The sequence below is a fragment of the Leifsonia sp. Root4 genome, assembly GCF_001425085.1.
GTDB lineage: Bacteria > Actinomycetota > Actinomycetes > Actinomycetales > Microbacteriaceae > Microterricola.
In genome coordinates this window covers 341,455-363,884 of the sequence record NZ_LMDN01000002.1, presented here as the reverse complement: position 1 = coordinate 363,884, position 22,430 = coordinate 341,455, and the positions used below count along the sequence as shown (strand labels likewise).

Genomic DNA, 22,430 nt, shown 5'->3' with positions numbered 1-22,430 from the left:
ACGCTCAGTGCTTGCGGGCGTTGACCTCGTAGATCTCGTCCTGGAACGGCGCGACGATGCTCGGCGAGACGCGGCAGTCGAGCACGAAGGTGCCGGCGCCCTCATCCGCCAGCCACTGCTCGAACTCGGCCAGATCGGCGAGCGAGTGGATGACGCTGCCGCGCGCCCCGAGTGCCCGGCCGAGCGCGGCGAAATCCGCCTGCTCGATCTGCATCGGGCCCTGGCCGAGGCCGAGGCGTCCGTAGACGTGCACCTCGGCGCCGTAGGCCGCGTCATTCCAGACGACGATGATCGCGCGCCGTGCGGTGCGGATGACCGAGTCGAGATCCGCGAGCGCCATGAGCCCTCCGCCGTCGCCGGTGGTGACGACGAGGGTCGCCTCCGGCAGGGCGCGGGCGGCACCGACCGCGCTCGGGAAGCCGAGGCCGATGCTCTGGAACGCCGTGCCGACCATCACCATGCGGTTCGGCGAGGCGATCGGCCAGTACATGTTGGCCCAGCCGATGAAGTGGCCGCCGTCCGAGACGACGACCCGATCCTCCGGCAGCAGCGCCGCCAGTCGCGTCGCGATCAGGCGGGGGTCGAGCTGCCCGTCCGGCAGCGCCACCTCTCCCGTCGGCCGCGCGCGCAGGCTACCGTCGCGGAGGCCTGCAACCGACTCGCGCCAGCCGGACGGCTTCGACTGCAGTCGCTCGATGCGGTCGGCGATCGCCTCGACGGCCAGCCGGGCATCGCCGTGCACGAAGTGCGTGACGATGGGGTGGCTGCGCTCCTCGTCGTCGATGCGGATGACGGTGGTGCCGGCCGGGATGAGCGAACCGAACTGCATGGTGAACTGGTTGAGGCTCGCGCCGACGACGAGCACGACGTCGGCGCTGCCGACGAGGTGCATCGCGTCCTCCTGGCCGAATCCGCCGGTCACGCCGAGGTCGAACTCGGCGCGGGGGAAGATGCCGCGGCCGAGCGCCGTGCTCGCGGTCACGGCGCTGCTGAGCTCCGCCAGACGGCCGAGCGCCTCGCCGGCGCCCGCGGCCCATGCACCCCGGCCGGCGAGGAGGAGCGGGCGCTCTGCGGCGGCGATCGCGGCGGCGGCGGCATCCGTGTCGATGGGGTCGGGGCGCACGGGGTGCGGCGCCCGAACGACCGGTGTGGCGTCGCCGCTGTGCTCGGAGCTCGGGGCGGCGGCGAGGTCGTAGGGGATGGCCAGCACGACGGGGGAGCGGCGGGCCAACGCGCGTTCGATGGCGTGGATGGTCTGGCGCGTGGCATCCGCTGCGTTCACGACGATGGTCGGAACGCCGAGTGACGCCGCGAAGGAACTCTGCTCGATGTCCCAGGGGCGCAGGCCCGTCGTCGGCGCCTCGCCGACGACGAGAACGAGCGGGATGCGCGCCTGCGCCGCCTCGGCCAGGGCGGTGGCCGTGTTGGTGAATCCGGCGCCGTAGGTGACAGTGCCGGCCGCAATGCGTCCTCCGGCGCGATAGTAGGCGTCGGCGGCGGCCACGGCCGCGGTCTCGTGTCGTACCGCGGTGAACGCGGCTCCGGTGCCGCTGAGCGCATCGATGAAGTAGGCGTTGCCGTTGCCCATGAGCCCGAAGACATCGCTGATTTGGCTGGCGATGGCCTCGGCGACCCTGGCGGACACCGTCGGTGCGGCGACGGCAGCGGATGGCGCGCTGCGGGTGCCGGATGTCGAGCTGCTCGCGCTCGAGGCGGGGGCCGAGAAGTGGGGCGCGGTTGCGCCGGTGGTCGAAAAAGAGTTCGTCGAAACAGAGTTCATGGTGATCCTTGAGGCATATCGCGGGTTTCTACGTCCGTATATGTCTCACGAGGACTGTGCTGCGGTGCACACCATCGCTCAGCGTCCCTTTTGAGAACGCGACGGCACTGCCGTCTGACGCGATCAGTCTAAAGCACAGCGCGGTAGCTCTACAGCGCCGGTCAGTAGCTGGCGCGCTCGTCGCCGCTCGGCGCGATGTAGCGCGCGGCGAGAGCCTCCGAGGCCCGCGCCAACAGCGCCACGTCGGCCCCGACCGAGACGAAATCGGCTCCGGCAGCGATGTAGCGATCGGCGGTCGCGGGCGCGAAGGCATTGACGCCGACGGGCTTGCCCGCCGCTTTCACCTCGCGGATGCAGTGCTCGACGGCCGCGACGACCTCCGGGTGATCCTGCCGGCCGAGGAAGCCCATCGATGCGGCGAGGTCGGATGGCCCGATGAACAACCCGTCCACGCCGTCGACCGCCGCGATCGCGGCAACGTTGTCGACGGCGGTCGCCGTCTCGACCTGCACGAAGAGTGACACCAGGTCTGCCGCGCCGCCGAGATAGTCGTCGATGCGGTTCCAGCGCGACGCACGCGCCAGCGCAGAGCCGACCCCGCGCACACCGGCCGGTGGGTAGCGTGTGGCGGCCACGAGGCCCGCCGCCTGTTCGGCGCTGTCGACCATCGGGATCAGCAGGTTCTTCGCTCCGAGATCGAGCAGCTGCTTGATGATGACGGTGTCGCCGATCGGTGCCCGCACGAGTGGGGTCACCGGGTAGGCAGCGACGGCCTGCAGCTGCGCGAGGATCGATTCCAGCCCGTTCGGCGCGTGTTCGGCGTCGATGAGCAGCCAATCGACGCCGCTTCCCGCACAGATCTCGGCCGCGACCGGGCTGCCGGAGCAGACCCACAGGCCGATCTGGGCGCGGTCGGCGCCGGCGAGCACATCGCGGAGCGTCGGCTCGCCGCCCGGGGTGAATCCGCCGTCTACTCGAATCGGCACGTGATCGCCCCCAGCTGTCCGTAGTCCGCGTGCACGGTGTCGCCGCGCTCCACCCACATCGGGCGGGTGAAGGATCCGGCCAACACGATGTCGCCGGCCGCGAGGCTGGAGCCGTGCTGGGCGAGCTTGTTCGCGAGCCAGGCCACGCCATTCGCGGGGTGGTTCAGCACCGCGGCCGCGACCCCCGATTCCTCAATGGTCTGGTTGCGGTAGAGCAGAGCGCCGATCCAACGCAGGTCGACGGCATCCACCTTCACCGGGTTGCCGCCCATCACCATGGCGCCCATCGCGGCGTTGTCGGAGATCGTGTCGACGATCGTGCGGCCGGCCATCTCAATGTGCGAGTTGAGGATCTCGAGAGCCGGGACGACGTAGTCGGTGGCGGAGAGCACGTCGAAGACGGTGCAGTGCGGGCCGCTCAGCGGCTTCGCCAGCACGAAGGCCAGCTCGACCTCGATGCGCACATTCGAGAAGTCGTCGAAGGGGATCGTCGAGCCGTTCTCGTAGACCATGTCGTCGAAGATCACGCCGTAGTCGGGTTCGGTGATGCCGGTCGCGACCTGCATCACTTTGGAGGTGAGGCCGATCTTCCTGCCGACGATGCGGTGGCCGGATGCCGCGCGGCGCTCGGCCCAGAGGCTCTGCACGGCGTAGGCGTCCTCGACGGTCATGTCGGGGTTGCGTGCGGTCAGCAGCGGCACGATGCCCCGCGTCTCATGAGCATCGAGAAGTTCGTCGGCAATGGCCGCGATTCGTGAGGGTTCCAGCACTGGGCACCATTCCTTTGTCGGTGACTGCCTTGTCGGCGACACGTTGCTTGCTGCGTCAGTGCGATCGTATACGATGGCGCGGCCGTGTGGGGAGAACGTCAACGAGGCGAGGGCGCGCGGCATGCACGCACCCTCGCCACGGGCGTGGCGATCTAGCCGCTGACGACCTGCGGTTCAGCGACGGCCTTCAGCCCGGCGACGCCGAACTCCCGGCCGTAGCCCGACTGCTTCGCGCCGCCGAATGGCACCATGGGGTGCAGGCCGCCGTGTGAGTTGATCCACACCGTTCCCGCCTCCAGGCGTGCCGCGATCGTCCTGGCCGCGTCGCGATCGGCGGACCACACTGAGGCGCCGAGTCCGAACTCCAGCTCGTTGGCCAGAGCGATCACGTCATCGAGGTCTGAGTAGCGGATCACCGGCAGGGCCGGGCCGAACTGCTCCTCGGTGACGAGCTCGTTGTGCGGATCGATGTCGGCGACGATCGTTGTCGGGTAGAAGTTGCCGACGGCGCCGTGGTCGGGGTCCCCGCCGAGAACGACGCGCGCGCCGGAGGCCTTGGCCGATTCGACGAGGCGGTCGACGATCTCGTACTGACCGCGGTTCTGCAGCGGGCCGAGCACGTTCTGTTCGTCGAGGCCGACACCCATCGGCATGTCTTTGGCGAAGGCGACGAGATGCTCGAGAACGTCGTCGTAGACGGCGTCGTGCACGTAGAGCCGCTTGAGGGCGGCACACGTCTGGCCGGTGTTGATGAACGCGCCCCAGAACAGGTCGGCGGCGATCGCCGCGGCATCCACGTCGGGCAGCACGATGCCGGCATCATTGCCGCCGAGCTCCAAGGTCAGTCGCGTCACGTTGTGCGCGCTCGCCTCGATGATGCGCTTGCCGACCCCGGTCGAGCCGGTGAACATGATCTTGCCCACGCGTGGGCTCCTCGTGAGGGCGTCACCGACGGTGCTGCCGGGGCCGGCGACGATGTTCAACACGCCATCGGGCAGCACCTGGTTCATGACCGCCACCAGGGCGAGGCCGGAGAGGGTCGTCGTCTCGGCCGGCTTGGCGACGACCGTGTTGCCCATGCGCAGCGACGGAGCGATCTGCCAGATGGAGATCATCATCGGCCAGTTCCACGGGGAGATGGCGCCGACCACGCCGATCGGGCGATGGTGCAGTTCTGCGTAGTTCTCGCCGTCGTCGACGATCACCTCGACGGGCAGGGGGGTGTCCGCCGCGGCACGCAACCAGACGGCGCATGCGCCGACCTCGAAACGCGCGTTCGGGCCGTTCAGCGGCTTCCCCTGCTCGCGCGACAGCAGCTCGGCGAGCGGCTCGGCCGCGGCCTCGATGGCGTCGGCGGCGCGGTGCAGGTAACGGCTGCGTTCCTCGTCTGCCAGCGCGGCCCACGCGGTCTGCGCGGCGACCGCTCGATCGATCGCCGCCTCGAGCTCTGCGACATCCTGCAGAGGGGCGGTGCCGATCAGTGCACCGGTCGCGGGATCATGGACCTCGCGCGTCGATCCGTGCTGCGCGGTGATTGCCGCGAGAAGTGTGTCGTAGCTGTGCATGGGTCCTCCACTGTGAGTCCGGTCTGTCCCCACGATAGGTCGGCATCGCAGCACGGCTTTGACCGATGCGGCACAAGAGTTGACGATGCGCGAACGGCATCCGCTGCGATCACCCGGCGATGCGTGACGGCGGCGACCCCGGCGAGCCAGAGCAGGGCGGCGGTCGTCGCGATGAGCTCCAGCCAACCGCCGAGCGCCGTGGCGGCACCGGCGAGCGAGAGGATGCCGCCGGTGGCCGATGCGACGATCACGAGCAGGATGCTGGGCGCGGCCAGCAGGGCGTAGCTGCGATCGATGCGGAGGGTCTGCAGGATCGCGACCCCGGCGAAGGCGAAACCGATGACGGCGGCCGTCGTGTGAACGAGGTCTTGCATGCCGGCTGCCGGGGTCAGCGGAATGGGGCAGCTGGTGCTGCAGGGAACCGTTGCTCCGACGGCGAACATCGAACTGGCTGCGAGGAGGCTGGTGCTCACCGCCCACGCACCGAGCAGGCCGCGTCCTCTGCCGGGCCCCCAGAGGCCGCCCGCGCAGAGCGCACCGCCGGCGGCCACCAGACCGAGCGAGATGTTGAAGGCCACGGCGGTGATCTCGCTGTGCGCGCCGAGGCCGCTCACATAGGTGTTGCCATCGAACACGATGCGCGCCGACCACATCATGCCGAGGGCGAGCACGAGCGTGACGGCACCGCCGAGCCGCATGGCGGCTGCAGCCGGATGCCGGAGCCACGGGGTCAGAGAGGAGGAGGCGGGGGTTGCGGGAGAAAAGAGCACTACTCAACGGTAGGAAGCACCCTGAGCCACCACATCGGCCGCGCGGCCCGCGTGCGTGGTACCGCGGTGCGGTATGTGTGCGGCCCCGCATACACCGATGGATGTACGCGGGGCCGGAACGGCGGTGTCGCTCAGTGCTCGCAGTGGCAGTCGCCGCCGCCCGTGCTCGAACAGGCGCCTGCCGCCGCCGTGGCCGCGCCGTCCGGCAGGTCCAGCGCGGGGTTGCGGTCGAGGAAGCCGTGCGGCTTGAGCAGGAAGCCGGAGTAGTCGACGGGCATGATCGGCCAGTCTTCCGGGCGCGGAACGTGGGTCGGGCCGAAGACGTGCCAGAGCACGATGTCGGTGCCGTCGAGGTCGCGATCGGCCGCCGTCCAGCGGGGCAGTCCGTCGCCACCCTGGTGAGCGTTGGGGTAGTCGCCGGCCGGGAAGCGCTCCGCGGCGTCGAACGCCGTGCCCCAGAGGTGCTTGGTGGCGAAGTTCGCACGGGCGTGCACCGTCGACTCCGGTTGGGCCATCAGCGTCGGACCACCCTGTGGGTGCAGTCGGTACGCGGTCGGCCCGCCGACATGGTTGGTGCGGTGCGCGCTCTGCACCTCCCAGGTGCGGCCGGCGGCAGGGGCCGCGAGGCGCTGCGCCTGCAGTTCGCTCGTGAGTGGGGTGCTCTCCCACGTGAAGGCGTTGCCGTAAGGGTTATTCTCTCCTGTCGGGATGCCGACGACGTCCACCTCGTGCAGCACGTTGTCTTCGCCGTCGATTGCGACGTCCAGGCGCGCGCAGAACAGGTGCTGGTGCACGGGAGCGAAGACGCCGGGTGCGATCTCTGGTGCGTGCGGGTTCCGCTCGCCCGGGTGCCCGGCGCCGGCGAAGACGATGCCGGTGGCCTTGGCCTCCACCTGGATGGTGCCGTCGAGGTAGAAGTACCAGAAGAAGCCGTAATCGTAGTTGCCGATGGTGGAGAAGTAGCTGACGACGAGCCGGCGGCTGCGGCGCACCTCGCTCGTACCGTTGAGGTCGGTGTGCTTCCAGAGGATCCCGTAGTCCTCCTCGTGCATGCAGACGACCTGCGGGATCTTCACCGGGTGGCCGTGATCGTCGGCGACGACGCCGTCGAAGTAGTGGATGACGCCGAGGCAGTCGCAGCCGAGTGCGAGCGAGTTGGCGTTCTTGCCGAGCAGGTACTCGCCCGCGTCGAAGTAGCTGATCCAGAATCGCGTCGCCGTGGTGTCGCCGTAGGGAACGACCATCTCAGGCACGCTCGCCCGGTGCAGCACCTGCCGGTCCTCGTCACCGTCACGGAAGCTCACCGAGTTCAGCACGAGCCCCTCGCGGGCGTTGAATCCGACGCGGAACTTCCAGTTCTCCCACTCCACGTGGGAGCCGTCGACGTGGAAGCTCGGGCCGTCCGGTTGGGTGATTTCGATCGGCTTGAGTGATGTGCGGGCCGGGCCGACGGCATCCGCCCCATAGTTGCCCGAGGCGGCCGGGACGGGAACATCGCCCTCGTCCTCGACGCGGATCACGCTGTTGGCGGTGAGGTCGATGTGCACGATGAGACCCTCGACGGGGTGCGCCCACGGGCTGTCGAGCTCAGTGTCGCGCAGGAAGGTGAGCGAGCGGATGACTCGGCGCCCGACCTCGTCGTCGCGGCCGAAGAAGCCGGGTGCCAGCGGGGCGCAGAACGCCAGCTCGATGCGGTCGGCGAGGCCGCGACGGGTCATCGCCGCCCGCCACTCCGGTGAGGCCTTGGCGATCTCGGCGGCGCGGTCGTACTCCTCGAAGAGGTACTGCGGCTGGCCGTACGGCGGCTGGTCGTTGCCGAGTGTTGTGTGCTCGACCACGCTGTCGGCCGTGATCGACACGACCGCCTCGGATGCCGTGCCGGTTGCGGTGTCGAGAAGCACGTAGTGCACGCGGCGTTCGATCGGGTCGCCATCGGTGAACGTGGCGACGACGTCCTTCTCTGGCTCGACCGGCAGCACCTGGGCGCAGCGCACGGTCTCGCCCAGCAGGCCAGCGGCGAGGAGGATCGCGCGGCCGCTCGTGAGCTCTGCCGCGGTCAGGGGATCGAGCGGATGCCGGACCTCGCCGGGCTCGCTCGAGGCTGTGCCGTGGCTGTGTGCGGTTGCGGACGAGAGCAGGTTTTCGGGCGTGTGCGACATTGCAGTTCCTTCGAGGTGCGGCGCCAGGATGGGCGGCGCTGCGATAGCTACCTCCACCAGTATCTGCTCCGCGGGGCACGCCCTCTTGTCTGCGAGTGTGCTCCCCTTGACTGTGCGCGCGGGACGCGCCCGTCGCGCGCACACAGTCAAGTGCTGTGCGCGCACATCACAGCGCGCAGGGCGGCGGCGGAGCACACTCGGTGCATACCCACACTGAGCGAGACCTGTCACGGCCCCGCTCGAATCAAAGGAGATTCCGTGAGCAGCTCACCCTCGCCAACCGTCGCCGCCACCCGGGCCGGCGCGGCATCCGAACGTCGCAAGCTCGGCGTTCCGGCCGTCGCCTTCCTCATCATCGCCGCGTCCGCACCGCTCACGGTCATCGCCGGCGGCGTGACGTCCACCTTCTCGGTGACCCATGTGGCCGGCGTCCCCGTCTCCTTCCTGCTGCTCGCCGCGGCGCTCGCCATCTTCGCCATCGGTTACGCCGCGATGAGCCGCTTCATCAACAACGCCGGCGCGTTCTACGCCTATGTGGCGCAGGGCATCGGCCGACCGGCCGGCGTCGGCGCCTCGCTCGTCGCGTTGGTCGCCTACAACATGATGCAGATCGGCATCTGGGGGATGTTCGGTTTCCAGGTGTCGATGCTCGTCGCCGAGAAGACGGGCCTCGACATGCCGTGGTGGGTCGGCGTGCTCGTCGGCATCGCGATCGTCGGCGTCATGGGGGTGAACCGGGTCGATCTCTCCGCCAAGGTGCTCGGAGTGCTCGTCGCCCTCGAATTCCTCGTCGTGATCGTCTTCGATGTCGTCGCGTTCGCCAATCCGGCCTCCGGATTCTCGACCGAGCCGCTGAGCCCGGCGTCGCTGTTCGTTCCCGGCGTCGGTGCCGTGTTCGCCTTCGGCATCGCCGCCTTCATGGGATTCGAGCAGGCCGCCATCTATGGCGAGGAGTCCAAGGACCCGCGCCGCACCATCCCGCGCGCCACGTTCCTCGCAGTCGCCGTGATCGGCGTGTTCTACGCGCTCTCCTCCTGGGCACTCGCGCTCGGCATCGGTGTCGAGAAGATCGTCGACCCCGGCGGCATCACGGCCGAGGAGGCGGGGCCGCCGCTGTTCTTCGGCTTCGTGGCACAGAACATGGGCACGATCTGGGTCGACATCATGTCGGTGTTGTTCATCACGAGCATCTTCGCCGCGCTCGTCAGCTTCCACAACGCCGTCGCCCGCTACCTCTTCTCCTTGGCGCGTGAAGGCGTCCTGCCGGCCAAACTGGCGTCTGTCCGCGCCTCCAGCGGCGCGCCGTGGGCGGGCTCCCTCACCCAGACCGTGGTGGCCGCGGTCGTTGTGCTGATCTTCGCCGTCGCCGAGGCCGGGTGGGATCCGGCATCCGGCCCCTACCCGGTGATCACGCTGTTCACCTGGCTCACCAACACCGGTGCGCTCGGCCTCGTCCTGCTGATGGCGGTCGTCTCCATCGCGGTGATCGGATACTTCCGCAAGGATTCCCGCGGTGTCGGCGTCGGCAGTCGCCTGATCGCCCCACTCGTCTCCGCGGTGGCGCTCGCCGTGATCTTCGTGACCATCATCAGTAACTTCGACGTGCTGCTCGGCCAAAGCGAGTCGACGGCGACGACGTTCGTGCTGCCGGCGATCGCTATCCTTCCCGGGGTCATCGGCGTGATCTGGGCGTACAGCATCCGGCGCAGGAAGCCCGAGGTCTACGCACGCATCGGTCACGGAGCCGACGCGACGAGCGCCCAGCTGGGCGAGGCGGAGGGCGTCTAGCGCCGGCTCCACGCCGTGCGGCTGCGCGCGGTCGGCGGGTGGTGCTTCAGGTGCCGGATGCCGCCCGCGCGCGAAGCTCGCGGGGGGCGAGCCCGTATGCCGCTTTGAAGACGCGGCTGAAGTGGGCGGCATCCACGAAGCCCCACCGCGACGCGATTGCGGCGACGGGCCGGTCGGCGAAGGCGGGGTTCACCAGGTCGCGGCGGCAGCGCTCCAGCCTCCGGGTGCGGATCCACGTCGAGACCGTTGTTCCCTCCGCCTGGAACAGCCCGTGCAGGTGGCGCGTCGAGATGTAGTGGGCCGCCGCGATGCGCGTCGGCCCGAGCTCGGTCGACGCGAGGTTGGCATCGATGTACGTGCGCACCCGCTGCATGAGCGCCTGATGCGGGGTGGCCGTTCCGCGCTCCAGATCGAGCTCACTGGAGAACATCGTCGAGACCAGGTCGAGCGCGCTGTGCACGAGACGGGTACCCGTCGCTCCTTCCAGCTGCTCGAGATTGCCGACGAGCTGCGAGAGGAACGGCACAATCATGCGGCCGACGCCCTCACTGCCGGACATGCGCACAGCGGTCAGCTGCCCGACGGCCTCCGCCGGCAGATCGATCAGATTCTTCGGGAACATCACGACCATGGTGCGGAACTCGTCGTCGAACACCAGCGAGTATGGGCGGTTCGTGTCGTAGACGGCCACGTCGCCCGGCTGCAGAACGGCCTCGCGGTTGTCCTGGATCAGCAGGCCGGTGCCGGCGAGCTGCAGACTGAGCTTGAAGTACGGCCGGTCACCGCGGGCGATGAGCTCGGGAGTGCGCTCGACGACGTGTTGGCCGGCGCTGACCTCGCTGACGTGGATGTCGTCGACATCCGTCGAACGGATCCGACCGCGGAACGGATCCGGCCTGTCGCTCGTGACGTGCAGAGGTACGAACGACTCTGAGACGGCGGTGCGGAACTCGCTGAAGTCACGGGCGAGCGCCGTGGTCACGCGGGAGTTCGATTGTGGCGGCCGGTGGGCGCCGGCCGCGAAGCGCGCGCCATCCAGGGCGGGAGCAGCGGCGGATGTGGAGGGGAAAGCACTCGACAACGGGGCACCACCTATGTGATCTCTCGGGCTTCGTAACAGCACTGTGGACGAACCGTGACACGGATCTTATCAGCACAGCATGGGACGAGGCACCGATGTCAGATCGTGTATCCGAAATTGTATATGATACCGTGAGCCTGTTGGTCTGCCCCGTTCGGGGTGCATGAATTCGCGCATGGTGCTTCTGCGCCGCGGACACAACCGCCATTGACAAAGACGAGGGAGTCTTGACGTGATAGCAACAAGTGAACGACCGGCGACGAGTCAGCGAGAGCTCCGCCGCGTCGCCATGGCCACGGTTATCGGAACGACGATCGAGTGGTACGACTTCTTCCTCTACGCCAGTGCGGCCGGGCTCGTCTTCGCCCAGCTCTTCTTCGCACCGGCCGGACCGCAGTTCGCGATCCTGCTCTCCTTCGCCTCCGTCGGCATCAGCTTCCTGTTCCGCCCATTCGGCGCGTTCCTCGCCGGGCACTTCGGTGACAAGATCGGCCGCAAGGCGATGCTCGTGCTCACGCTGATCCTGATGGGCTCCGCCACGATGCTGATCGGGGTGCTGCCGACCTATGAGCAGATCGGTGTCCTCGCTCCGGTGTTGCTGCTGCTCCTACGCATCCTGCAGGGCCTCTCCACCGGTGGTGAGTGGGGTGGCGCCGTGTTGATGGCCGTCGAGCACGCGCCGGATGACAAGCGCGGTCGCATGGGAGCATTCCCGCAGATCGGTGTTCCGATCGGCCTCCTGCTCGCCTCCGGCACCCTCGCGCTGATGACCGGCGTCGTCTCGCCCGGCGACGCATTCCTCGAGTGGGGTTGGCGCATCCCGTTCCTGCTCAGCTTCGTGCTGATCATCGTCGGCCTCGTCGTGCGTCGCACCGTCGAAGAGAGCCCGGTCTTCACCCAGATCGCCGAGCGCAAGCAGCAGAGCAAGACTCCGATCCTGACGCTGTTCCGCAAGCACTGGCTGCTCGTCATCCTCGCCGCGCTCACCTTCGCCGGCAACAACGCGGCCGGCTACATGACCACCGGCGGGTACCTGCAGAACTACGCCACCACCCCGGTGGAGGATGGCGGACTCGTCGGCATGGAGCGCACACCGGTGCTGCTCGCCGTCTCCGGCTCCGCGCTCGTCTGGCTGCTCTTCACCTGGATCGCCGGCAACATCTCGGACAAGATCGGGCGACGGAACACCTACATCATCGGATGGAGCGTCTTCCTCTGCACCGTGTTCCTACTCTTCCCGCTGGTGAACACCGGCAACGTCTGGCTCGTCTTCATCGGTCTCGCCCTGTTCACGATCGGCAACGGTCTCACCTACGGCCAGCAGGCCGCGTACTTCACCGAGCTGTTCCCGGCGTCGATCCGCTATTCCGGTGTCTCGATCACCTACGCGATCGGCGCGATCCTCGGCGGTGCCTTCGCCCCGCTGATCAGCACCTGGCTGGTGCAGACCACCGGATCGGCGACGTCTGTTGCGTTCTACATCGCCGGCATGATCGTCATCGCCTTCGGTGCGACCCTGCTGCTGCGTGACCGCACCGGCATCCCGCTGGGCCCTGACCACGAGGCCGAGCAGTCGGTCGGCCAGATCTACGGCATCAAGTAGAGCCCTGCCGACACGGACTCTGCGCTGGCGCGCAGGGTCCGTGCCGGTGCAGACAACTCGCCCCACCCCGCCCGATCTAGCGTTGAGGCATGCTCGCGCTCTCGAACCCCCTCGGCGTGGCCCGCACATGCGCCGTGCGGCGGCCGCGCGCATGGTTCACCGTCGGGGGAGCGGCGCTGATGGGCGCGTCGACCGTTGACATGCTCGCCCCCACGGCCGTCGTGCCGCCGATCGGCTGGGCCGCCCTGCTCATCCTCATGGCCCTGCTCGCCCTGCTCGACAGACGTCGCAGGGCCGATGCCGCCATGACGGCCGCCGCTTTCCTGGTGATGAGCCTCATGTGGCTGGCGATGGCAGCAACGGCGCCCACCGCCGGGGCGGTCGCCGGACCGAGCGGGCACCTCCACGGAGGCGGCGCGCCGTTCGGGGTCGCACTCGGGGTGCTGACGGTGCCGCTCGCCGCCGGGCTCACCGTCATCGCCGTGCGCAGGCACGGCCGCAATCGGCCGCGGGGAGGTATCCGCTTCGCCGAGCTGCACGAGCCTGCGATGAGCATCGGCATGCTGCTGATGGCGCTCGGGATGACAACTCCGACCGTCCTCGGCTGAGCGGACGTTCACGGGCCGTTCACCGACGGTTCGCCCGCCCCTCCCAGACTGTGCGTTGGCCGACGACGGCCGCTACTCGACGCCCCATCGGGGCAGCCTCGAAAGGGCACCATGCGCACACACCGGCGACGGCCGATCACGGCTCTCATCACCTGCCTGGCACTGGCCGTACCACTGGCGGGCGTTGCCACCGCCGCCACGGCGGCAGAGTCCTCCCCGATCAAGATCAACGAGGTCGCCCAGAACAGCGACGTCACCGACTGGGTAGAGCTGATCAACACCGGCTCAGAGGCGGTGGACGTCTCCGGCTGGCTGGTCAAGGACGACAAGGACGAGCGCACCCTGGCATTCGCCCCGGGAACGACCATCGCGGCCGGCGGATTCCTGACGATCGACGTCGACGCCGACGAGCACGGCGATGCCGGCTTCGGTCTCGGCCGTGCCGACACCGTTCGCGTCTTCGCCGCCGACGGATCCACGCTCGTTGACTCGTACGCGTGGGCCGATCACACGCCGACGAGCTATGGCCGCTGCGCTGACGGCATCGGAGAGTTCCGCGAAACCGCTGGACTGACGAAGGGGGCGGCCAATCTCTGCGCGCTCAACCCTGCCGAGGCGGTGCGCATCAACGAGGTCGAATCGAACGGCGACGTCGAGGACTGGATCGAGCTGATCAACATCGGACGAGCGCCCGTCGACATCTCCGGGCTCGTCGTCAAGGACAACGACGACGCCCGGGTCAGCGCCGTCCCAGCGGGAACCAGCATCCCGGCCGGCGGTTTCTACGTGATCGAGCCGCCCGTGATCGACTTCGGCCTGGGCGCCGCCGACTCGGCACGGCTCTTCAGCGCTGACGGTTCGACCCTCATCGATTCCGCCGACTGGACGTCGCACGCCGACACCAGCCTGGCTCGCTGCCCGGACGGAATCGGAGCATTCGCGACATCCGCCAGCCCCAGCAAGGGCGCGGCCAACGACTGCGTCGCGCTGGCCACGCCGGCGATCCTGATCAACGAGGTCGAGTCGAGCGGCGGAACACCCGGCGACTGGGTCGAGCTGCTCAACACCGGGGCAACGGATGTCGACCTCTCCGGATTCATCGTCTCCGACAGCGACGACAGCCACATCTCGGTGCTCCCCGCCGGTTCCGTCATCGCTGCGGGTGGCTACCTCGTCATCGAGGAGGCCCAGCTCGGCTTCGGCCTCGGAAGCGACGACCGGGTACGGCTCTTCCTCGCCGACGGTTTCACCGTCGTCGACGCACGCAGCTGGAGCGGCCATGCGACGACCAGCTATGGCTTGTGCGGAACCGAGTTCGTGACCACGACGTCGACAACGAAGGGTGCGGCGAACGACTGCAGCGCCCCGGTGCGCATCAACGAGATCGAGTCGAACGACGGTGTGCCGGGTGACTGGATCGAGATCATCAACGTCGGGGCGCAGGGTGTCGACGTGTCGGGCTTCACGCTCTCCGACAGCGATGACACCCACGTCTTTGTCATCCCGGCCGGCACCACGATCGCACCGGGCGGCTACGTCGTGGCCGAGGTCGACGGCGACAACGGATTCGGCCTGGGCAAGGCCGACTCCGCGCGCCTCTTTGACGCAGAGGGCACGCTGCTCGACTCCTATGGTTGGAGCGCCCACGCGACCACGAGCTATGGCTGGTGCGCGGACGGATCGGGCGCATTCGCCGAAACGCGTGAGGTGAGCAAGGGCATGGTCAACCTGTGCGCCGGTGATCTCGTCACCGAGGCTTGGCCAGGCTCCTCCGAGATCTCGGAGGCCGACACGGCTGGCACGCTCGGCGGCAACATGAGTGGCCTGGCCTACGAGGTGGTCGCAGGCGGCGACGTGCTGTGGGCGGCCAAGAACGGAGAGGGCACGCTGTACCGCCTCCTTCCTGATGGCACGTCCGTCTTGCCGGACACCGCAGAGGGATGGGGCGCCGGCAAGCCGCTGCATTACCCGGACGGCACGGGCGACGTCGACGCAGAGGGCGTCACACTGACGGCGGACGGCGCGGACGGTGGCGTGTTCATTGCCAGCGAACGCGACAACGCGCAGAGCGGCATCAGCCGGCTCTCCGTGCTTCGCTACGACGTCTCGGATGCCGCAGCCACCGAGCTGACGGCGAGCCGCGAGTGGAACCTCACAGCGGATCTGCCCACGGTCGGCGCGAACGCCGGGCTGGAGGCCATCGTCTGGATTCCGGACAGCGCGCTCGTCGCCGGAGGGTTCATCGACGAGAACCTCGGCGCGCCCTACGACCCGTCCGACTATGCCGGGCACGGCAACGGGCTCTTCTTCGTCGGTGTCGAGGCCGGGGGCACGCTCTATGCCTACGCCCTCAACCAGCTCACGGGCGGCTTCGACCGCATCGCGACCATCGACAGCGGCTTCCCCGGTGTCATGGACCTTGAGTTCGAGACGGAACGCGGCGCACTCTGGGCCGTCTGCGATGACGGATGCGACGGCCGAAGCGCCGTGCTCGAGATCGCCGAGACGGGTGCAGCAGCCGGGCGCTTCGCGGTGACGACCGTGTTCGAACGCCCCGTTGGGATGCCGAACATCAACAACGAGGGCTTCGCGATCGCCCCGAACGCCTCCTGTGTCGACGGCGCGAAGCCCGTGTTCTGGGCCGACGACTCGAACACGGGCGGACACGCCATCCGCGCCGGCAGCCTCGAGTGCGTCACACCGGTCGGCCCGACGGTGCCGCCCGTGAAGCCGACGGAACCGCCCGTGAAGCCGACGACCCCACCCGTGAAGCCGACGGAACCGCCGGTCACGCCGACTGTCCCGCCGGTGAACCCGACGGAGCCGCCGGTGACGCCGACTGTCCCGCCGGTGACGCCGACCGTCCCGCCCGTCGGCCCCGGTGAGCCGGGAACACCGTCGTCCGACGACCTGACGGAGCAGAATCGCGGCGGCCTGACCGTGCCGGGGATCGTTGTCGCCGGATCGACATTCACGGCGATGCTGCCGGAGTCCGGCCAGCCGCGCTCGCTGAACGGGTGGCTGTTCTCCGAGCCGACGGCGCTCGGCACGGTGACGGTCTCGGCCGGCGGCGCCATCCGGGTCTCGCTGCCCGCTTCGGTTCCCGCCGGGGACCACCGACTCGCGCTGACCGATGACGGGGGAACGATCATCGGCTGGGACGAGGTGACGGTGGCGGCGGCCGGGGGCTCGACCGCGCCCACGCAGGACGGCGCGTTGGCGAGCACCGGAGTCAACGCGGGCGGAGCCCTGGGCCTCGCCGTGCTCGTGCTGCTCGGGGGCGGGCTGCTCCTGGCCGCTCGTCGCCCGCGCACGCGATAGACGCCGTGGTGCTCGGGCTCTGCGCGACTGCGCGGAGCCCGAGCACCACGCTGGCTGTGTGCGACTTGACCGGCCGCGCACCGGCGTTGCCCGCACCGGCACGATGCCGCTGGCGGCTTCCCAGAACGGGGCGCCGGTGATTAGGGTCGAAGAGTCAGCGACAGCGAAGGAGCCCACCATGGCAACGACCAGCACGAGCGAGAACACGGTGGGCACGGCGCTCGAAGCCGAGCTGCTCGCCGGCATCCCGAACCAGCTCTTCATCGGCGGAGCGTGGGTGGACTCGACATCGGGTCGCAGCATCCAGGTGCACGACCCGGCCACCGGCGAGGTCATCAAGACCATCGCCGATGCCTCCGTCGCCGATGGTGCGGCGGCGATCGACGCCGCTGCCGCGGCCCAGGAATCGTGGGCGGCGACGGCCCCGCGTGTCCGCGGCGAGATCCTGCGCCGTGCGTTCGAGCTGCTGCAGGAGCGCAAGAACGATTTCGCACTGCTGATGACGCTCGAGATGGGCAAGCCGCTGGCCGAGGCCCTCGGCGAAGTTGCATACGGGGGAGAGTTCCTGCGCTGGTTCAGCGAGGAGGCCGTGCGCATCAGCGGCCGTTACGGGTCAAATCCCGAGGGAACCGGGCGCATGATCGTCTCCCAGCACCCCGTCGGGCCGAGCTTCCTGATCACGCCGTGGAACTTCCCGCTGGCCATGGCCACCCGCAAGATCGCCCCGGCGCTCGCCGCGGGATGCACCGTCGTGATCAAGCCGGCCGAACTCACCCCGCTCACCACGCTGGCCTTCGCGCAACTGCTGGAGGAGGCCGGGCTGCCGGCCGGCGTCGTGAACGTCATCACGACCTCCACCTCCTCGGCGGTGTCCGGGCCGATCATCGCCGACCCGCGCCTCCGCAAGCTCTCCTTCACCGGATCCACCGCGGTCGGCCAGAAGCTGATCCAGCAGTCGGCGGCCGGAGTGCTGCGGGTATCGATGGAGCTCGGCGGCAACGCCCCCTTCGTCATCTTCGAGGACGCCGACCTCGACAAGGCCGTCGACGGCGCGCTCATCGCGAAATTCCGCAACATCGGCCAGGCCTGCACCGCGGCCAACCGCTTCATCGTGCACGAGTCGCTCGCCGACGAGTTCGCCAGACGCATCACCGAGCGCGTCTCCGGCTACGCCATCGGCCGCGGCACGGAGGAGGGCGTCACCATCGGCCCGCTCATCAACGACGATGCCGTCGCCAAGGCGAGCGAACTGGTGGCGGATGCCGTCAACCGCGGTGCCGCGATCGCAACCGGCGGCGCCGCCATCGACGGCGCAGGCAGCTTCTACGAGCCGACGGTGTTGACCGGGGTGCAGCCGGGCAGCGACATCCTGCGTGAGGAGATCTTCGGGCCGGTGCTCGCGATCACCACCTTCCGCACGGAGGAGGAGGCCGTCGCGCTCGCCAATAACACCGAGTACGGTCTCGTCAGCTACGTGTTCACCCAGGATCTGGCGCGCGGCCACCGCATGATCGAGAAGCTGCAGACGGGCATGATGGGGCTGAACGTGGGCGTCGTCTCCAACGCCGCGGCACCGTTCGGCGGCGTCAAGCAGTCCGGCGTCGGGCGTGAGGGCGGGCTCGAGGGCATCCACGAGTACCTCAGCACCAAGTACACGCTGATCCCGAATTCCTGACAGGGCGCGGGGCTCCTGTCCGGCCGGAATAGGATCGACGGGTGCCTGTCACCCTGATCACCGAGTTGAGCGATCCGCGGCTGCGCGACTACTCGCACCAGACCGACGTTGCGCTGCGGAAGGCGCAGTCGACCGAGCACGGCATCTACCTGGCCGAGTCGGCCCTCGTGTTGGAGCGTGCGCTGCGAGCCGGGCACACTCCGCGTTCCGTGCTGGCACTCGGCGGAACGGCGGCGGAGGCGCAGGCGCTCGTCGGCGACGACGTGCCCATCTTCTCCGGCGCGGATGAGCTGCTCGCCGAGCTCACCGGTTACGTGCTGCACCGTGGCCTCATCGCAGCGATGAACCGCCCGCCGCTGCCGGACCCGGCCGCGCTGATCGCCGATGCCCGCCGTATCGTGATCGTCGAAAACGTGGCCGACCCGACCAACCTCGGCGCGATCTTCCGCTCGGCGGGCTCGATCGGGGCGGATGCCGTGCTCGTCACGCCCAGCTGCACCGACCCGTTCTACCGCCGAGCCATCCGGGTCTCGATGGGCACCGTGCTGCAGGTGCCCTGGACGCGCACCGGCGACTGGGCATCGACCCGCGCCATGATGGATGCCCACGGCTTCCACGTTGCGGCTCTGGCCCTGACTCCGGATGCCGTGAGCCTGCGTGACTTCGACGGCGCGACGCACGAGCGGCTGGCTCTGGTGCTCGGCGCGGAGGGCACCGGGCTCACCGACGCCGCGATCGCAGCGGCGGACACGGTCGTGCAGATCCCGATGAAGCACGGCATCGACTCGCTCAACGTCGCGGCCGCCAGCGCCGTCGCGATGTGGGCGCTCGGCTGATTTCGACAGGCTCAATCAGCGGTACCGCACCCCGCTGGTTGAGCCCACCCCGTTGGTTGAGCCCACCCCGTTGGTTGAGCCCACCCCGTTGGTTGAGTCCACCCCGTTGGTTGAGCTTGTCGAAACCCCGCGGGCATAGGCTGGGTGCATGAGCAACGATGCTGTCATCATCGACGTTGTCCGCACGCCGTCGGGCCGCGGGAAGGCGGGTGGCGCGCTCTCCGGCGTGCATCCGGCCGACCTCCTGGCCGGTGTGCTCGGTGAGCTGCTCGCCCGCAACGATCTGGACCCCGCCCTCGTCGACGACGTGATCGGCGGTTGCGTCAGCCAGGTGGGCGAACAGGCCAACAACATCACGCGCACCGCGCTGCTCAGCGCCGGTTTTCCCGACTCCGTTCCCGGCGCCACCGTCGACCGGCAGTGCGGCTCCAGCCAGCAGGCCGCGAGCTTCGCGGCCCAGGGCGTCATCGCCGGCGCCTACGACATCGTCATTGCCTGCGGCGTCGAGTCGATGAGTCGGGTCCCGCTCGGCTCGTCACTCGGTGCGGCCGACGCGCGCCAGGACCCGTTCGGTTCCCTCATGCATGAGCGCTACCCGGAGGGGCTGGTGAACCAGGGCGTCTCCGCCGAGCTCATCAACGCGCGTTGGGACATCGGCCGCGACGAGCTCGACGCGTTCGCCGCCCGCTCCCACGCGCTCGCCGCGGCGGCCGCCGCGCGCGGCGACTTTGCCCGCGAGATCGTGGCGGTGACGGCCTCCGATGGCATGATCGTCACAGCCGACGAGACGATCCGCGCCGGCACGACCCTCGATTCGCTCGCCGGGCTGAAGCCCGCGTTCCACAGCGAGAAGCTCGCGGAGCGCTTCCCCGATCTCGACTGGCGCATCACGGCGGGCAACTCCTCGCCGTTGACAGACGGCGCTTCGGCCGCGCTCATCATGAGCGCGGAGAAGGCGGCGGCGCTCGGGCTCACCCCCCGCGCCCGATTCCACAGTTTCGCGGTCACCGGAAGCGATCCACTGCTCATGCTCACCGGCGTGATCCCGGCGACGCGGCGCATCCTCGACCGCGCACGACTCGGCATCGACGACATCGACGCCTACGAGGTGAACGAGGCCTTCGCCTGCGTGCCGCTCGTCTGGCAGCGCGAGCTCGGTGCCGACATGGCCAGGCTCAACCCGCGCGGCGGCGCGATCGCACTCGGGCACGCACTCGGATCCTCCGGTACCCGCCTGCTCGGCACCCTGCTGAACGAACTCGAGAGTTCCGGCGGGCGGTACGGCCTGCAGACCATGTGCGAGGGCGGCGGCATGGCCAACGCGACCATCATCGAAAGGCTCTGACATGCTGATTCACAGTTCCGCAGCACTCGTCACGGGAGGCGCATCGGGTCTCGGCCTCGCCACCGTCACCGCCCTGCACGATGCCGGCGCGGCCGTCGTGCTGCTCGATCTGCCCGGTGCACCCGGCGAGGAGATCGTCCAGGCGCTCGGCGGGCGGGCGCGCTTCGTCGCCGGAGACGTCACGAGTGCCGCCGATGTGCAGGCAGCGGTGGACGCGGCATCCGCATTCGGCCCACTCCGCATCGTCGTGAATTGCGCGGGCATCGCGCCCGGCGCACGCACCATCGGACGTGAGGGTCCGCTGCCGCTCGAGGCGTTCGAGCACGTCGTCCGGGTGAACCTGCTCGGAACCTTCAACGTCGTCCGTCTGGCCGGGGCCGCAATGCAGGCGACGATGCCGCTGGGGGAGGAGCGAGGCGTCATCGTCAACACGGCGTCGGTCGCTGCTTTTGACGGCCAGATCGGGCAGGCCGCCTACGCCGCGTCGAAGGGTGCCGTGGCCGCGATGACCCTGCCGTTGGCGCGCGAATTCGCGCAGAGCCTGATCCGAGTGATGACGATCGCACCGGGCACCTTCGACACCCCGATGCTGCGCGCTCTGCCGCAGGAGGTGCGCGACTCTCTCGGCGCCCAGGTGCCGCACCCATCGCGCCTCGGCGATCCGAGTGAGTACGCGGCGCTCGTGTGCCACATCGTCGAGAACCCGATGCTGAACGGTGAGACGATCCGCCTGGACGGGGCTATCCGGATGCAACCGCGCTGACGACTGGGGCGACGGCCGCGGCCCCACCGCGACCGTCGCTTCGCACCGTATCCGCCCCCGCGGAACCCCATCTTTTCCGATGCGCGGGACTATTCTAGTGCGCGGCGTTCGATTAATGAATTCGTTCGCCGGATGAGCCTACGCCGTGGCGGCGAGGATGCTCCTCCGCGTTGCCTCGTCGACGTGCTCGATCGCGAACCGCAGCGTCACCCGCGCCATCGACGGGCCGTGGCGCCCGAGGAATGCGAGCAGTCGAGGTTCGTCGTGATCGCCCGCCGCGCGCAGTACAGCGCCGATCGGCTTGCGCACCAGATCCTCCGGATCGCCGAGCAACCGCTCCGCGATCGCGTAGGCATCGTCGAGCTCTCCGCGGCGCACGAAGGCCAGCGTCGCAAGCATCGCCGTCCGGCGCTCCCAGAGCGATTGCGACTCGGCGAGGCGATAGAGCACGTCGCGCGGGTGATCGCGGAGCCACCCGCCGACGACATCCCAGGCCCCGAGGTCGACGAGATCCCAGTTGTTGATGCGGTCGTGGCGACGCAGGTAGAGCTCGTAGAGCTGTCGGCGCGTCGACTCGTCGGCCGACTTCGCCTTGGCCCGGTTCGCCATGATGCGGAGCGCACCGGCCCTCGCCTCGTGGATGTCGTCGTCGAGCAGTGCCTCGATCTGGTCGAGGGGGAGCGCGGCGAACTCGCCGGCGAGCGAGAACACGGTACCCATGCGCACCCCGATGAAGCGGTCGCCGTCCACGCGTCCGTCGACATCGACGGGGAAGTACCTCGCGTACTTTGCGAGTTCCGCATCCGATTGCTCGTGCCAGAGCGCGGCGACGAAGGCCGACGCGGTCAGCGGCGGCACGTCCTCGCGCCCATCACCCATGCCATGCATTCTTCCGCTGGCGCCGCGCGGGCGCCAGCGGTGATGCTGGCCTAGCCCTGCACCGGTTCCAGCACGAAGAGGGGAATGATCCGCTCGGTCTTGAGCTGGTAGTTCGCGTAGTCCGGCCACGCCTCAACGGCGCGTGCCCACCACTCCTCACGCTCGACACCCTCGGCCTCGCGCGCTCGGTAATCGCGCTTCGCATCGCCGTCCTGCAGCTCAACCAGCGGTTCGGCGACGATGTTGAAGTACCACGCCGGGTTGTCCGGCGCCCCGCCCTTGGACGCGACCACGGCGTAGCGGCCGTCGTGCTCCACCCGCATCAGCGCGGTCTTGCGCAGCGCGCCGCTCTTGGCGCCCTTGGTCGTCAGCACGATGATGGGCTTGTTGCGCAGGAGCGCAGCCTCACTCCCGCCCGACTCTTCGAACTGCTCGGCCTGCTTGCGCGCCCACTCCGAGGTGCTCGGCGCATACTGTCCCTGTAATGGCATGACTGGTGCA

At 69.1% G+C, this 22,430-nt stretch carries 17 protein-coding genes; 8 read left to right on the top strand and 9 right to left on the bottom strand.

Annotated features, from left to right (window positions below; all coding sequences use genetic code 11):
* Positions 1–4: 4 nt before the first annotated feature.
* From ASC66_RS07845 to ASC66_RS07815, 6 genes are all read right to left on the bottom strand, one after another.
* Positions 5–1,780, bottom strand: a complete 1,776-nt coding sequence (locus ASC66_RS07845; RefSeq protein WP_082492139.1) for a thiamine pyrophosphate-binding protein — start codon at positions 1,778–1,780, stop codon at positions 5–7.
* A gap of 161 nt (positions 1,781–1,941) precedes the next feature.
* Complete coding sequence (locus ASC66_RS07835) at positions 1,942–2,766, bottom strand: aldolase/citrate lyase family protein (RefSeq protein WP_055837309.1); 825 nt, start codon at positions 2,764–2,766, stop codon at positions 1,942–1,944.
* Complete coding sequence (gene hpaH, locus ASC66_RS07830; protein ID WP_055837306.1) at positions 2,751–3,536, bottom strand: 2-oxo-hept-4-ene-1,7-dioate hydratase; 786 nt, start codon at positions 3,534–3,536, stop codon at positions 2,751–2,753. The genes ASC66_RS07835 and hpaH overlap by 16 nt, the downstream gene beginning before the upstream one ends.
* 152 nt (positions 3,537–3,688) lie before the next feature.
* Entirely contained in the window at positions 3,689–5,101 is a 1,413-nt protein-coding gene (locus tag ASC66_RS07825; RefSeq protein ID WP_055837303.1) for an aldehyde dehydrogenase family protein, read from the bottom strand.
* Entirely contained in the window at positions 5,014–5,871 is an 858-nt protein-coding gene (locus tag ASC66_RS18080) for a hypothetical protein (RefSeq protein ID WP_157509697.1), read from the bottom strand. Before ASC66_RS18080 ends, ASC66_RS07825 begins: the two co-directional genes overlap by 88 nt.
* Positions 5,872–6,002: 131 nt before the next feature.
* On the bottom strand, positions 6,003–8,030 hold the full coding sequence (locus tag ASC66_RS07815) for a primary-amine oxidase (protein ID WP_082492138.1): 2,028 nt from the start codon (positions 8,028–8,030) through the stop codon (positions 6,003–6,005).
* 258 nt (positions 8,031–8,288) lie between these two features.
* On the opposite strand from ASC66_RS07815, the gene ASC66_RS07810 reads away from it, so the two are divergent.
* Complete coding sequence (locus ASC66_RS07810) at positions 8,289–9,818, top strand: APC family permease (protein WP_055837298.1); 1,530 nt, start codon at positions 8,289–8,291, stop codon at positions 9,816–9,818.
* 46 nt (positions 9,819–9,864) lie between these two features.
* Here the strand turns inward: ASC66_RS07810 and ASC66_RS07805 are convergent, their stop codons facing one another.
* The gene (locus ASC66_RS07805) at positions 9,865–10,800 is read right to left on the bottom strand and encodes an AraC-like ligand-binding domain-containing protein (RefSeq protein WP_055837295.1); all 936 of its coding nucleotides are present in this window, start codon (positions 10,798–10,800) and stop codon (positions 9,865–9,867) included.
* A 388-nt stretch (positions 10,801–11,188) separates the two neighbouring features.
* Here ASC66_RS07805 and ASC66_RS07800 point away from each other — a divergent pair, with 388 nt between their 5' ends.
* The 7 genes from ASC66_RS07800 (at position 11,189) to ASC66_RS07770 (ending at position 21,050) form a co-directional block, all read left to right on the top strand.
* Positions 11,189–12,502 carry an MFS transporter gene (locus ASC66_RS07800; protein ID WP_082492137.1) on the top strand — a complete coding sequence of 438 codons (1,314 nt, stop codon included), beginning with the start codon at positions 11,189–11,191 and terminating at the stop codon, positions 12,500–12,502.
* A gap of 89 nt (positions 12,503–12,591) precedes the next feature.
* The gene (locus ASC66_RS07795; RefSeq protein ID WP_055837292.1) at positions 12,592–13,110 is read left to right on the top strand and encodes a hypothetical protein; all 519 of its coding nucleotides are present in this window, start codon (positions 12,592–12,594) and stop codon (positions 13,108–13,110) included.
* 111 nt (positions 13,111–13,221) lie between these two features.
* The gene (locus ASC66_RS17810; protein WP_082492136.1) at positions 13,222–16,431 is read left to right on the top strand and encodes a lamin tail domain-containing protein; all 3,210 of its coding nucleotides are present in this window, start codon (positions 13,222–13,224) and stop codon (positions 16,429–16,431) included.
* Positions 16,432–16,609: 178 nt separating this feature from the next.
* Positions 16,610–18,106 carry an NAD-dependent succinate-semialdehyde dehydrogenase gene (locus ASC66_RS07785; protein WP_055837289.1) on the top strand — a complete coding sequence of 499 codons (1,497 nt, stop codon included), beginning with the start codon at positions 16,610–16,612 and terminating at the stop codon, positions 18,104–18,106.
* A 41-nt stretch (positions 18,107–18,147) separates the two neighbouring features.
* Complete coding sequence (locus ASC66_RS07780; protein WP_055837288.1) at positions 18,148–18,942, top strand: TrmH family RNA methyltransferase; 795 nt, start codon at positions 18,148–18,150, stop codon at positions 18,940–18,942.
* A gap of 148 nt (positions 18,943–19,090) precedes the next feature.
* Positions 19,091–20,287, top strand: a complete 1,197-nt coding sequence (locus tag ASC66_RS07775; protein ID WP_055837285.1) for a thiolase family protein — start codon at positions 19,091–19,093, stop codon at positions 20,285–20,287.
* A 1-nt stretch (position 20,288) separates the two neighbouring features.
* On the top strand, positions 20,289–21,050 hold the full coding sequence (locus ASC66_RS07770) for an SDR family NAD(P)-dependent oxidoreductase (protein ID WP_055837281.1): 762 nt from the start codon (positions 20,289–20,291) through the stop codon (positions 21,048–21,050).
* A 138-nt stretch (positions 21,051–21,188) separates the two neighbouring features.
* Here ASC66_RS07770 and ASC66_RS07765 read toward each other — a convergent pair whose 3' ends face one another.
* Positions 21,189–21,929 carry a DNA alkylation repair protein gene (locus ASC66_RS07765; protein ID WP_055837278.1) on the bottom strand — a complete coding sequence of 247 codons (741 nt, stop codon included), beginning with the start codon at positions 21,927–21,929 and terminating at the stop codon, positions 21,189–21,191.
* Positions 21,930–21,979: 50 nt separating this feature from the next.
* The gene (locus ASC66_RS07760) at positions 21,980–22,420 is read right to left on the bottom strand and encodes a nitroreductase family deazaflavin-dependent oxidoreductase (protein WP_055837275.1); all 441 of its coding nucleotides are present in this window, start codon (positions 22,418–22,420) and stop codon (positions 21,980–21,982) included.
* Positions 22,421–22,430 lie beyond the last annotated feature (10 nt).

Excerpts from the sequence above, each read along its gene's own strand:
- ASC66_RS07760 (WP_055837275.1), bottom strand. The coding sequence starts at position 22,420 with ATGCCATTACAGGGACAGTATGCGCCGAGCACCTCGGAGTGGGCGCGC.
- ASC66_RS07765 (WP_055837278.1), bottom strand. The coding sequence starts at position 21,929 with ATGGGTGATGGGCGCGAGGACGTGCCGCCGCTGACCGCGTCGGCCTTC.
- ASC66_RS07845 (WP_082492139.1), bottom strand. The coding sequence starts at position 1,780 with ATGAACTCTGTTTCGACGAACTCTTTTTCGACCACCGGCGCAACCGCG.
- ASC66_RS07795 (WP_055837292.1), top strand. The coding sequence starts at position 12,592 with ATGCTCGCGCTCTCGAACCCCCTCGGCGTGGCCCGCACATGCGCCGTG.
- ASC66_RS07825 (WP_055837303.1), bottom strand. The coding sequence starts at position 5,101 with ATGCACAGCTACGACACACTTCTCGCGGCAATCACCGCGCAGCACGGA.
- ASC66_RS17810 (WP_082492136.1), top strand. The coding sequence starts at position 13,222 with ATGCGCACACACCGGCGACGGCCGATCACGGCTCTCATCACCTGCCTG.
- ASC66_RS07815 (WP_082492138.1), bottom strand. The coding sequence starts at position 8,030 with ATGTCGCACACGCCCGAAAACCTGCTCTCGTCCGCAACCGCACACAGC.
- ASC66_RS07770 (WP_055837281.1), top strand. The coding sequence starts at position 20,289 with ATGCTGATTCACAGTTCCGCAGCACTCGTCACGGGAGGCGCATCGGGT.
- ASC66_RS07775 (WP_055837285.1), top strand. The coding sequence starts at position 19,091 with ATGAGCAACGATGCTGTCATCATCGACGTTGTCCGCACGCCGTCGGGC.
- ASC66_RS07785 (WP_055837289.1), top strand. The coding sequence starts at position 16,610 with ATGGCAACGACCAGCACGAGCGAGAACACGGTGGGCACGGCGCTCGAA.
- ASC66_RS07800 (WP_082492137.1), top strand. The coding sequence starts at position 11,189 with ATGGCCACGGTTATCGGAACGACGATCGAGTGGTACGACTTCTTCCTC.